8 protein-coding genes and 1 pseudogene are annotated in these 12337 nt (G+C 52.7%); 5 read left to right on the forward strand and 4 right to left on the reverse strand.

Going from position 1 to position 12337, the window contains the following annotated elements; translation table 11 throughout:
- Nucleotides 1–126: 126 nt before the first annotated feature.
- Both AC1WNR_RS01780 and AC1WNR_RS01785 read left to right on the forward strand, forming a co-directional pair.
- Nucleotides 127–762: pseudogene (locus AC1WNR_RS01780) on the forward strand (ATP-binding cassette domain-containing protein); the annotation flags it as partial.
- Nucleotides 759–1961, forward strand: a complete 1203-nt coding sequence (locus AC1WNR_RS01785; protein ID WP_481642828.1) for an HlyD family type I secretion periplasmic adaptor subunit — start codon at nucleotides 759–761, stop codon at nucleotides 1959–1961. The pseudogene AC1WNR_RS01780 and the gene AC1WNR_RS01785, both read left to right, overlap by 4 nt.
- A 112-nt stretch (nucleotides 1962–2073) precedes the next feature.
- On the opposite strand, the gene AC1WNR_RS01790 is transcribed toward AC1WNR_RS01785, so the two are convergent.
- The 3 genes from AC1WNR_RS01790 to rsd form a co-directional block, all read right to left on the reverse strand.
- Nucleotides 2074–4659: a glycoside hydrolase family 3 protein gene (locus tag AC1WNR_RS01790; protein WP_481642829.1), complete on the reverse strand. Its 2586-nt coding sequence runs from the start codon at nucleotides 4657–4659 to the stop codon at nucleotides 2074–2076.
- 207 nt (nucleotides 4660–4866) lie between these two features.
- Entirely contained in the window at nucleotides 4867–5841 is a 975-nt protein-coding gene (locus AC1WNR_RS01795; RefSeq protein ID WP_481642830.1) for a WD40 repeat domain-containing protein, read from the reverse strand.
- Nucleotides 5841–6317 carry a sigma D regulator gene (gene rsd, locus AC1WNR_RS01800; RefSeq protein WP_481642831.1) on the reverse strand — a complete coding sequence of 159 codons (477 nt, stop codon included), beginning with the start codon at nucleotides 6315–6317 and terminating at the stop codon, nucleotides 5841–5843. Before rsd ends, AC1WNR_RS01795 begins: the two co-directional genes overlap by 1 nt.
- A 133-nt stretch (nucleotides 6318–6450) precedes the next feature.
- Between rsd and AC1WNR_RS01805 the strand changes: the two genes are divergently transcribed.
- The gene (locus tag AC1WNR_RS01805; protein ID WP_481642832.1) at nucleotides 6451–6858 is read left to right on the forward strand and encodes a flagellar basal body-associated FliL family protein; all 408 of its coding nucleotides are present in this window, start codon (nucleotides 6451–6453) and stop codon (nucleotides 6856–6858) included.
- An 88-nt stretch (nucleotides 6859–6946) separates the two neighbouring features.
- Here the strand turns inward: AC1WNR_RS01805 and gshA are convergent, their stop codons facing one another.
- On the reverse strand, nucleotides 6947–8512 hold the full coding sequence (gshA, locus tag AC1WNR_RS01810; protein WP_481642833.1) for a glutamate--cysteine ligase: 1566 nt from the start codon (nucleotides 8510–8512) through the stop codon (nucleotides 6947–6949).
- Between the two features lie 158 nt (nucleotides 8513–8670).
- Here gshA and AC1WNR_RS01815 point away from each other — a divergent pair, with 158 nt between their 5' ends.
- Together AC1WNR_RS01815 and AC1WNR_RS01820 are read left to right on the forward strand one after the other, a co-directional pair.
- Entirely contained in the window at nucleotides 8671–10935 is a 2265-nt protein-coding gene (locus AC1WNR_RS01815) for an ATP-binding protein (protein ID WP_481642834.1), read from the forward strand.
- A gap of 2 nt (nucleotides 10936–10937) precedes the next feature.
- A complete protein-coding gene (locus AC1WNR_RS01820) occupies nucleotides 10938–12305 on the forward strand; it encodes a sigma-54-dependent transcriptional regulator (RefSeq protein WP_481642835.1) in 1368 nt (455 codons plus the stop codon).
- Nucleotides 12306–12337 lie beyond the last annotated feature (32 nt).

The raw sequence follows: 12337 nt of genomic DNA on the forward strand, positions 1-12337 counted from the left end.
GTCGATAGAGATGTCAATCAAAGTAAGGTTGTTCCTGATCGTTGCACCGCCCGTCTGGAGACTGACGCGATCTCTTTTGGTTACGACCAGCGACCCGCGGTCTCTTTCCCTGCGTTGCGTTTTAATCCAGGTCAAAAGACTGCAATTCTTGGGGCAGTCGGTTCCGGTAAATCCACCTTATTGAAAATACTAGCCGGCCTGTATGCACCTTCAGAGGGTCGCGTACGGCTGGACGATTATGATCTACACATTCTTGCCGAAGACTTTGTGCGCGAGCAAATTAGTTACCTACCTCAGGACGTGAAGCTTTTCAGTGGGACGCTGCGTGACAATCTGACGCTGGGCTTACCGATGATCAAAGAGAGTGAGCTCAATGAAGCGTGCCAACTTACGGGGTTGTCGCGGGTCATTGCAGGTAATCCGATGGGGCTTGATCTGCCGATTCATGAGGGTGGGCAGGGGCTTTCGACAGGTCAACGTCAGCTTGTCGGTATCACGCGTCTACTGTTGGCAAAACCAAAGATCGTACTCTTGGATGAACCCACTTCAGCACTAGATCAGCTGTTGGAACAACACCTTCTCAAGGTGATCTTCAGTCAATTATCCGAGGCCACGATCATTATGGTGACGCACAAGCTGGCCCACATAGAGTATGTCGAACGTGTAGCCGTAGTTGATCAAGGGCGCATGGTGATGGATGGCCCGCGAGCCGAGGTGATGGCACGCCTTAACGGAAAAGCAGATGCAGGAGGTGCCAAATGAATTGGCTATGGTTCAGGGAGGAGCTTCCCACCGACTTTGGCGCAGTTGAGGTCCGTGCCAGGGTACGAGGGCGACGAGTGGCATTGTGGATGCTGGTGTTCTCTCTGGTTTTGTTCTTTGCATGGGCTGAGTGGGCCGAGATTGATGAAGTGACTCGCGCGGGCGGTTCAGTTATCGCGAGCTCCAAAACGAAGGTTGTTCAGTCGCCAGAGCCCGGAATCGTTGCCGAGATAAATGTGGTGGAGGGCTCTCGTGTCGAGCAGGGGGAGTTAGTTGTCGCTTTGCAAAAGGATCAGACTGCAAGTGAGTTGGCCGAGGTTCGTGCAGAAAAGGCATCACTTGCAGCAGTTCAAGCACGGCTCAAAGCGGAGATAGATCGCGTGGAGCTCAAGTTTTCTGCTGAATTGGATGAATTTCCGAGCTTTATCAGTACTCAGCGCGCGCTTTATGAGACTCGGCAGAAGGCTCTTGCGGATGAGGTGAAAGCAATAGAGGCTATCGCTCGGAATGTAGAGCGTGAATTGAATCTGCTTCGGCCTCTACTTGCAAATAATGACGTTGCGGAAGTTGATGTCATTCGTTTGGAACGCCAGCTTGACGAACTGCGTGGTCAGGCGGCGAACACGCGCAACCGTTTCTACCGCGATAGCGCGGCTGAACTGAGTAAAGTCGAAGAGCAGTTGGCCAGTGTGGAGCAGCGGTTGAACCAAAGTGAGGACCGACTGTCTCGCACTGAGCTGCGAGCACCAGTAAACGGAATCGTCAAAAATCTCGCAGTGACAACTGTAGGCGGTGTTGTTCGACCCGGTGAAGTGCTGCTAGAGATCCTTCCATTAGATGACAGCCTGATTGTGGAGGTGGAAATTCCTCCGTCCGAGATCGCGTTTGTTGATTTGGGCATGCCAGCGACCATCAAAATGGATGCTTATGACTACACCATATTTGGTGATCTAGAGGGAGAGCTGGTTTACCTGAGTCCGGATACGCTGCTAAAACAGACGGACGCCGGTTCAACGCCGTATTATCGAGCGCAAGTACAGACCCTAGGTAAGCGGTTCTCTAAGCGTCCCAACTTCGAGTTCGATATCATTCCCGGTATGACTGCGACTGTTGAGATCAAAACGGGTTCAAATACGGTACTGAACTACCTGACTAAACCTTTGACTAAGACATTGGCTGAGTCGTTTAGCGAGCGCTGATTCCGTTATGTAAGCCAGATGGATCATCAGCGGTTGCGTTTGTCTGATAAACGCAGAGCACAAAAAATACCCCGCACAAAGCGGGGTTAATTTTGCGTGCTTCTTTTCGAGGCTAATCTGGCTGGAAGCGTATATTACCCAGTCGGAATTTTACTGGCTGCTCGCTGTAGATTAAGAAAGGCGAACTCAGATTGATAAAGTCTGCGCCCGCTTCGTCGAATTTAGACAAGGGTATCTTGACCGTCGTCCAACTTGACTCGCTCGTCGAATTGACGTCGGGCAAGAGATCGATAAGCGAAATTTCACCCATGCATGGCCAGGTGCAGTGCATCGCGAGCTTGAGCACAGCCGGCGGCTCTGAGATTAGGTCAATATCGAACACGAGGTGCCCGCCAGAGCTTATGTAGCCACGGGCATCCAGGGTGTCGTCTTCCAACATTCGGACATAGATCTGCGCGGGCTCACCGCTAAATTCGACTAATAAGGCATCTTGCTGGTGTTTGTAATCGATAGGCGTAGTAGAGACGCCGGGGACCGATGTTTTCGTGCCTTTCGACACTTTAACGGGGCTCCAGTTGTTGCCCGCACCCGACATGACCATCTCAAAGTCGGCATCAGCAGTGGCGCCAAATAGTTCGAGTAACTCTGTCGCCGTTGCTGCTGCAGAGATACCGCAAGCACCCTCACTTAAGTCGAGCTTGATATCGCTTAGGTCGACACCCAAATCAGTCGCTTTGTTTCTGTCATAGGCGAGTCCGTAGCCAAACGGGAACAGTGGTGCGTGTTCTCCGTTCAGGTCTTGCTCGTGCGCGGGGCGCTCAAAGTTGGGTATGTGAGAGGGCGCAACATTGATTGAGGTTCCGCATTTAGTTGCTGGCCACGAAAAGCTCAGTCGGCCGCGGAAGTCATAACCAAACTCCTCAAAGAGTACATCGGTAATACCCCCTGCCTCAGTCCCAGGTAGCCACGCTGCAACGAAAGCATCAGATAATTGAATCTCCTCATTAACGTAAAGCGGTCTGCCGCTATACATCACTGTTACCACCTTGCGGTTAGAGGATTTTAGAGCGCGGAGGAGTTCCAAATCGGCAGCGTAAGAGCGTTTGATCTTGGCATATTCAAGGGTGCGCGAGCCTTTGATATCGCCCATCATCTCAGCGTACGGATCCTCGCCAATCACGACAAGAGCAATCGCATCCCCAGGCGCTTTTTCTAGATCGGTGTATACGTTCTCGATACCTACAACACTCTGTACTGCTTGCAGAAGCGTTTGCGCACCCGGGAAATCGCGATCGATAATATTCTCATCGCCTTGCCAGGATAGCGACCAACCGCCAGTCTGTTTTTGGATATCGTTTGCGCCACTACCCAAAACAACAAACTTGCTCTGGCTCGAGAGTGGCAGGGTAGCCGAGTCATTCTTCAACAGCACAAGAGACTCGCGCACAGCTCGGCGAGCGAGCGTGCGATGTGATTCTCGGCCGAGAAGATTCTCCGCTCCAGCATGTCGGCGTGCTGCAGGGGACGGTTTTTCCCATAGCCCAGCACGCATTTTGACCCTAAGTACACGAGTTACGGCATCATCGATGCGACTCATCGGTATCAGCCCGGCCTCTACCTGAGTCACAACATTGGAAAAGAACTGTTTCCAGTCTTTGCGCGCAGTCACCATGAACACATCGTTACCAGCCAAAACCGCTTGAGGGCAGTTGCCTGAGGTGCAGCCGCTGATTTCTGAGTGCCCGTTCCAGTCGGTGACTACGATGCCATCAAAGCCCATTTTGTCTTTAAGAACGTCTGTAATGATGTATTTACTACCGTGTAACTTGTAGTTGTAGCCGCCGGATTCGAGGAGGTCGTAGTTTTTGGCGTCATGCCAAGAGTTGAATGATGTCATAACAACTTGCGCACCGGCTTCTAGTGCTGAGAAATATCCTGGCGCATGAATATTTATAAGATGCTCTTCGCTGTAGTGGTTCTCGCCACGATCGACACCTTTGAATGTGCCACCGTCGCCAACCCAGTGTTTCACAGTAGAGATGACTTTATCTGTGTCTAAGCCTTGACTGAGGTCGCCTTGTAGCCCCTTAACCATGCGTTTAGCGTATGCGTATGTGATTTGTGGATCTTCTGAGTACCCCTCATACACACGTCCCCAGCGGTAATCCCGCGGTACAGCAACTGTGGGGGCAAAAGTCCAATCCAAGCCTGTGGCAGCGATCTCCAGTGCTGTAGCAGCGCCGATCTCTTCAATGAGATCCGGATTATTTGCTGCACCCAGTCCGATGTTATGCGGGAACAAAGTCGCTTTGAACACGTTGTTGTGGCCGTGTACTGCATCAGTTGCCCAAGCAAAAGGTACCCGGAATCCGCGGTCGGAGTAACCGCGCTCCAGAGCTTGATAGAACTTCTCCGACTCTTGCGCCCAGTCAGTTGCTGAAGCATATTTGTTGTTGCTAGGCCAAGCTCCACCACCATTTAAAACCGAGCCAATTTTGTACTCTTCTGCCTCTTCGGGTGTTATTTCGCGCAGGTCAGGCTGAATCATCTGACCAACTTTTTCTGGCAGTGTCATCTTGCTGAGTATCTCGGCGATACGTTGCTCGTGTTCTGGTTTTTTTCGCACCGAGCTCTGGATTGCAGGCCAGTCTGAGTAGTAAGCCAGTGTTGAGTATTGGGGTGTATGTTCCACTGTCATCGAGTTATTCCGACTTTTTATCGCCCACCAGGGACTTTTGATACTTTTGATGGACGGATGTTACCGCGAATTGACAACAAATGAAATCGTTTTCATGAGGTAGAGGTTTGAATTTAGAATAGGGTTTTTAGGAAAGCGGTTCTGAGAGTAGCTGAATTAGGTACAGTGGGTGAGGTATCTATCTTTGGGAGAGGAGAGAGATTGCATTTACTGAAAACGGTTCCAAATCCCGTTAGAACCCATAGCGCTGATACTCGAGTCGGGACCAAAAGCGACATCGTAAACGCCGGTCTGTACAGGGCCATAGCTCTCCTTGGTGGCAACCCGCCAGCGCTGTAGCTCTTCGCCGCTAGCGACATCCCAGAGCTGCACGAGGCCGGCAGCCGTGCCGGTGAGGAGCTGACTGCTGTCGTCCGAAAAACTGGCGGTGAGATAACTGACTCTCTTTGGCCAATACCACTCATCGCCGCTAAGACTATGGATCATCTCTCCAGTCGTGATATCCCATATCTGCGCGCTGCCGAGCGTCTCGGCGCTGAACGCGAATTGGTTGTTGGGTGCCAAAGCAACTGAGTCGATCTGGTTGGTAAAGGCACGCTCAAACAGCATGGTTTCGGTGGTGACATCCCATATACGGGCGACGTAATCATCGGCGCCCGTCAGCGCGAGAGTGCCCTCGGCATTAATCGCCACACTACGCACACTCGCGGGGTGATACATACGCTTGAGCACGCCGCCTTGCTGGATATCAAAGATCACCGCCTCAGCATTGTCCAGACCCAAAAGGGCATAGCGTCCATCGCTGACCAGGTCGATATCGTGTATTTCGTCCGGTGTTTTCCAGTACCACTGGGGTGCTCCCGTTTCGATGCTCCAGAGCACGAGATCAAAGGGGCTGGCGGTCACCGCCAAGCGATTGTCTTTGGAAAAACGGGTGTGGTTTAGAATGGTGTAGCCACCTTGCTGATGGTTCCAGTCGAATAGGCGTTCGCCTGATCGAAGGTCCCAGAGTGAGCCGCCGTGATCGACGGCCGCGACTAGGGCAAAGTTGCCATCTGAGGAGAGGGCAGCGGCGTTGGCACCACGGATGGTGGTCTCCAGCGTTTGTTGCGGCCCGGGGGCATCACTACAGGCTGTCAGAAGGGACAGGCTGAGTAGCGCACCGCCAAGCCGTTTTATCATTAGGACTCCGTTGAGGCCTGCTCCCGATGAGACTCATGCAAAAGTGCAATCATCTTGTCTTCAAGATCAAAGCGCTCTTCCAGGAATTCGCCTAGTTCAGACAGGCGTGTGCTGAAATCTCGAATTTCAGCAACTGAGGGCTCATCGAAGCGAGTAAAGTCATCGTTGAAGTCCAGCGCACGGTCGGTCGACACCTGAATCAGCGGCAGCAGCTTTTCACCCGCTGCGTCGGAGCCATCAGCGAACTCTTTGCCCTCAAGCATCAACTGCTCGTAGACCTCAAAGTGGCCGGATGAGAGGTAGTCCATTAACAGATCGCAGAAGTTGCTCAGACGCATATTGAGCTCCTCTCCGATTGCTGCAGAGGGCAGTGATACGAACGCGCTGATCAGAGCCTGGCGTGAACCCAGCCAGTTGTCGATAATCTCGCTAACACCACCCCAGCGCTCCTGCGCCGTTTTGCAATTTTCCAGCATAGAGTGTTCTCCTTTTTCGTCAGTGTATCCCTCCCCCTGCAAAATTGCCAAAGTTCCTCAGAAATAGTCCTAAAAAATTGTTTGGAATTCCGATCTATACTGCTCGTAACCGTTTCAAATTGAGGGAAGTACCATGCGCTTGCTGCGAATAGGTTTGTATTCTGTTTTCGCCATGCTTCTAGGTTGGAGCACCGCCGCAACAGCTGAGGGGGAAGAGGGCACCCCTTATGTAGGGTATATCGAGCTGAAGCCTTTCGTAACCAACTTTGATGGCGGCGACAGACTACGATTTTTGAAGGCTGAGGTTACTGTGCAGGTTGACCAAGAGATCGCCCATCACTATATAAACTCCCACAAGGCTCAAATACGTAATGATCTGCTATTCCTCTTCGCCGAGCAGACTGAGCAGGATGTCAAAGGGGTGGCAGCACAGACGACGCTGGCGGGAAAAGCGCTGGATGTGGTGCAGAAGGCGATGATTGCAGAGACGGGTGAGCCTCAAGCCGCAGACCTGTTCTTCACCAGTTTTGTAATTCAATAGAGGTAGATAGGCGCAACCCACTAGGTTGGCTTTCAAGCCAACAATTTTGGGTAGATCTGGTCTCAAGAGGTTACCTACGTTGGGCCCACTAGTTTTCCAAATAGTGCTGTAGGAATTGATCAAAAGGCTCCTGCGGCTGCGCTTCTTGTTCTTTCTGACTTTGAATAGAGTCCGCGGCCATTTTATCGAGCTCATCTCGGCGTGCATCCGCTAGTGGCTCCTTCGCCAAGGCTTGGCGATGCTCGCGACTCTTCTCTAGCGCCCAATCTTGATAGCTCACCCCCGAGCTCTTCAACTGCGCCAGAATCTGCGCTGAGGGTGTTAGCTCCGGATCAGCTAAGCGAGCGCGCTGAGTCGCTACAGACGCTGTGTAAGCTCGGGTAGAGTGCACTTCGTCCAGCATTTGTGCCACCAGCTCCACCTGATCCAGAATATGCGTTCCGAGGAGTTCGCGCGAGGTCTCGCCATCTAGCTGTTGTAAACGCAGGCCCGGCTTGCGCCCCTCTTTGACCACGGTGCTTTTGTTCAGGTTGAGCAGTGAACACTCGCGGTCGCTCAGATGGTTGTCGGAACCGAGTAGGCAGGAGATCAGGTAAGCATCCATAAAACGTGCTTGTTCTGCATCGATGCCCAGCGGCAGTAGTGGATTGATATCAGTATTGCGTACTTCAATGTACTGAACGCCGCGATCGATCAGCGCATGAACTGGCTTCTCACCACTGAACGTGACACGTTTGGGGCGGATATCGCTGTAGTACTCGTTCTCAATCTGCAGCACGTTCGCACTGAGCTGACGGTAGTGGTCGTCCACTTTCACGCCCAGAGCCTTGTAGGGCGGGTGTACTGTTCTGATCGCCTGCTGCAAAGTGGTGGCATAGGTTGATAGCTGATTAAAGCAGACGTTCAAACCTTTTTGGGCGCGGTTTGAGTAACCTAAATCTGACATGCGCAATGAAGTAGCGTGCGGCAGATAGAGCGTCTCGCTATCCAGTTCGGCCAGTGCATGAGCGCTGCCTTGCATAAAGTCTTTTCCCAGGGCCGGCGAGGCACCAAAAAGATAGAGCAGCAGCCAGGAGCTGCGGCGGAAATTACGAATCAGGGTGAAGTAGCCGGCACTGGCGAGGTGCTTATCACTCAGGCTGCTCTGTTTGAGTTCGCGCCAGAGCGGCCAAAATGCCTCAGGCAGAGAGAAGTTATAGTGAATCCCGGCAATGCACTGCATCATCTTACCGTAGCGATACTCCAAGCCCACTCGATAAATATGTTTGAGCTGACCAACATTGGAGCTGCCATACTCGGCGATACGAATATCCCGATCAGAGGCGATGCGACAAGGCATGCTGGCATTCCATAGCTCCTCAGTGCTGAGCTTCTCATAGCTGAACTGATGCAGCTCTTTGAGGTGGTTTAGTAGCGCATCGATATCCTCTTGAACCGGAGTAATAAACTCTAGCAGAGCCTCGGAGTAGTCGGTGGTGATCTGCTCATGGGTGAGCGTCGACCCCAGTGCAGCTGGATGATCGCTCTGAGCGATAGCGCCCTGCGCGTCGACCCTCAGGCCCTCTTTCTCTATGCCGTGCTGCAGGGAGCCCAGAAGTTGGCTCTGACCAGATTTGACCAGCAGGTCCAGGTTCGCGATGAGATTCTGTGGCACAAGAGATCCTTAGAGAGGCATTTTGAGCTGTGATGAACAGTTGGCAATAGTATAAACCACTGTACTCTGTGTTGTTAGTCGCTGGCTGCCCCGAGGTTAGGCTTGCAAGCCGTGCTTCAGTGCGAAAGAATCGAAACTAGAGGACTCAGAGTTTCATAATGCTAACAACGAAGCCGCTCCAACAATCAAACCGACCGCTGATTCTGGTGGTGACCGTGACGCTATTCGCTGCGCTGATTATCTATGTCAGCTTGGTTACGCGTGCTCAGGTGATGGTGGAACTGAAGCAGAAGGCGGCTACGGACCTAGCCCAATATCAAGATAGCTTGCAGCAGCGTTTGGAGCGCTATCGAAGCTTACCTCAGCTTTTAGCTAACCATGACCTGCTGCGTCTGGTGGTGACCGCTGGGCGTACCCCAGAACTTGTTAACCGAGCGAACCGCTATCTAAAAGACTCTGCCGAATTGGTGCATGCGCTTGATGTATACGTGATGGCAGCTGACGGTACAACCACGGCCGCGAGTAACTGGCAGAAAGAGACCAGTTTTGTCGGCCGCAATTTTAGTTTTAGGCCCTATTTTACCGATGCGATGCAGGGCAAGCCGGGGCGCTATTTCGCTCTGGGTAGCACGACCAAAAAGCGTGGCTATTACTTCAGTTACCCTATCGAGAGTCCAAACGGGGTTATTGGTGCTGTAGTTGTTAAGATCGATCTCGATCAGATTGAGGAGCGTTGGACTGATCCCAATACCCAGATTATGGTCGCTGACGATGACGGCGTGGTTGTAATCAGCACCCAGCCTGAATGGATGTTTAGGACACTCAGGCCGTTGGATAACCAGCAGATGCAGCGTATCGTAGACAGTCTGCGCTACGGCGACCAACAACTGGAGTCTCTGGATATTGTCTATCAAGGTGAGGCCGATGGCGTAGAACAGGTAACAGTTCTTAGTGGAGATAGGCTCGGCGGTGATAACCTGGAGGCTGTGCAAGCGCAGCGGTTTTTCCGTATCTCCGAAGACCTTGCAGACACAGACTTGCGTGTACATATGCTGGTCAGTCTCGAGCCACTTGAGGAGCGTGTTCTGCTTGCTCAGGCGCTCTCTTCATTCCTCTTTCTTTTGGTCGTGTTGGTCATCAGCCTCACACAGCAGCGTCGGCGCATTCGTCGTGAGCGAGAGCTGTTCCGCAAGCGTGAGGAGCAGGTACGCCAAGAGAATGAGGCGCGGGTAACAGGGATCCTTAACAACACCCACGCGGGTCTTGCGTTGATCAATACCGACGGCTGCATTGAGTACTTTAATCCAGTACTTCAGCGTCTATTTGGTTATCAGCCTCAGGATATGATGGGCGAGCCGTTCTATCGTCTGTTGGCTTCGGAAGACCAGACATTGATGCAGCAGTACGTAATGCGTGAAGTGAGCACGCGAGAGCAGAACTTACGTTTGGAGGTCAGTGCTCTTAATGCCCACGGTGAGCAGATTCCTGTTGAGATGACGCTCAATACGATGCTGCTTAGTGGCAAGTACCACTTAATCGTAACCCTTGTAGACATCACTGAGCGCCGACTCCATCTTGAAGAGATGGAACGGATACAGGGTGAGCTGGAGCAGCGAGTGACCGAGCGGACCAGCGACCTGGAGGCGACTAACCAACTGCTACGTACCGAGATGGAACAGCACCGCCAGACTGAGAGTGAGTTGGTGCAAGCTGCGAAGTTAGCGGTCTTGGGGCAGATGTCTGCTGGCATCAACCACGAGTTGAATCAGCCACTGACCGCGATTCGCAACTATGCGGATAATGCCCAGCGTTTTTTGCAACGGGGTATGCCCGAGAAAGCGGACTCTAATATGACGGCCATTGCCGGTCTCACCGAACGCATGGCGCGTATTCTTCACCCGCTAAAAGAGTTCGCCCGCAAGAGTGACGCAGACACCAGCAGAGTCTGTCTGCGCGACCTGCGTGATGGCGCAATGTCGATACTCTACGGGCAGCTTGAGAGAGCCGGAGTGCGGGTAGCCTGGCCAGAGAGTCTCGAGCGTCATTGGGTTGCAGGTGATCAGCTGCGTCTTGAGCAGGTGGTCGTCAATCTATTGAACAACGCGATGCAGGCGATGGAGTCTGCTGAGACCAAAACAGTTCAGGTGCACCTCTACGATGACGAGTCTGGCCGAGTCGTGCTTGGTTTTGAGGACAGTGGGCCGGGTGTCACCCCAGAAGTCGCTCGCCGTATATTCGAACCTTTCTTTACCACCAAAGCTCAGGGGCTTGGACTAGGGTTAGGCCTCTCTATTTCCCAACGTATCGTGCATAGCCTCAACGGCGAGCTGAGGCTCAGAGAGGGTAAGAGCGGCGGTGCTGAATTCATCTTAAAACTATCGCGCTGTGAGGCTCCACAATCACAGCCCAAGCAAGTGAGTTAACCGTGACTGCAACGCTGGATGATAAGACTAATTTAATCTTGGTTGATGACGACCCGCATATCCGCGAAGCCGCGGGTCAGACGTTGGAACTTGAGGGCTATGAAGTAGCAACCTATGCCAATGCCGAGGACGCCCTGGCTGCCACTCCTGAGGGCTGGTGTGGGGTTGTGGTGAGCGACATAAATCTGCCGGGTATGAGTGGCCTCGAGTTGCAAGCACAACTGCATCAGCGTGATCCCCAACTACCGGTCATCATGATTACAGGGCACGGTGATATCTCTATGGCGGTCAATGCGATTCGCAACGGTGCCTATGACTTCATTGAGAAACCTTTTCCTTCGGACCTGCTTATTGATGTGGTCCGCCGTGCGATTGAGACGCGTCGCCTCACACTGGAGAACCGCGCGCTTAGAGAGGAGATTGCCACCCACAATATGGCGGGCCCGCGAATCATCGGAAATGCGCCCGGCATTCAGCGCTTACGCCTGTTGGTTAAGAATTTAGCCGATATGCCAACTGATATCTTGATCCATGCTGAGACTGGCTCGGGTAAGGATATGCTAGCGCGCTACATCCACGAGACCTCGAATCGTCGTAGTGCGAACTTCGTTGCCATCAACTGTGGTGCTGTGCCCGAGAATCTTATCGAGTCCGAGCTATTTGGCCATGAGGCGGGTGCTTTTACCGACGCTAAAAGCCGGCGCATCGGCAAGTTTGAACATGCGAATGGCGGCACGTTATTTCTCGACGAGATTGAGTCGATGTCGATGGCGATGCAAGTCAAACTGCTGCGCGCACTTGAGGAGCGAACCATTGAGCGGCTCGGCTCCAACCAATCCATACCACTTGATATTCGCGTGATAGCCGCAAGCAAGAGCGACCTGAAAGCCCTAGCTGAACAGGGGAATTTCCGCGAAGATCTCTACTACCGACTCAACGTTGTACGGCTCGATATCCCCCCGCTGCGTGATCGTCGGGAGGATATACCGCTACTGTTTAAACACTTCTCGTTGGTGGCTTCAGGTCAGTACGGGCGCGAAGTGGCGCCGCTGCCTACCGAGCAGATGCAGGCGTTGGTAGCACACAACTGGCCCGGTAATGTGCGTGAGTTGCGCAACCTGGCGGAGCGCTATGTCCTGTTAGGAGACACCTGCGATTTCGACCTTGGTTCACAGGAGTTGCCGGCGGTATCGAATAGCACACTGAGCTTGCCGCAGCGGGTGGAAAACTTCGAAAAAATGCTGATACAGAACGAGCTAGAGCGTCATGCAGGATCGATCAAAGAGACCCTAAATACTCTGGGTGTTCCGCGCAAAACCCTTTACGACAAGATGCGTAAATACGCGCTGGACAAGGCTGATTACAAGTAGGAGGAGCGCAGAGCAAAACTCTGCTGACTAAT

Source organism: Marinobacterium marisflavi (assembly GCF_982447095.1).

What these genes read in the sequence shown, in the direction of transcription:
- AC1WNR_RS01785 (WP_481642828.1), top strand. Translation starts at nt 759, where the DNA reads ATGAATTGGCTATGGTTCAGGGAGGAGCTTCCCACCGACTTTGGCGCA.
- AC1WNR_RS01790 (WP_481642829.1), bottom strand. Translation starts at nt 4,659, where the DNA reads ATGACAGTGGAACATACACCCCAATACTCAACACTGGCTTACTACTCA.
- AC1WNR_RS01795 (WP_481642830.1), bottom strand. Translation starts at nt 5,841, where the DNA reads ATGATAAAACGGCTTGGCGGTGCGCTACTCAGCCTGTCCCTTCTGACA.
- rsd (WP_481642831.1), bottom strand. Translation starts at nt 6,317, where the DNA reads ATGCTGGAAAATTGCAAAACGGCGCAGGAGCGCTGGGGTGGTGTTAGC.
- AC1WNR_RS01805 (WP_481642832.1), top strand. Translation starts at nt 6,451, where the DNA reads ATGCGCTTGCTGCGAATAGGTTTGTATTCTGTTTTCGCCATGCTTCTA.
- AC1WNR_RS01815 (WP_481642834.1), top strand. Translation starts at nt 8,671, where the DNA reads ATGCTAACAACGAAGCCGCTCCAACAATCAAACCGACCGCTGATTCTG.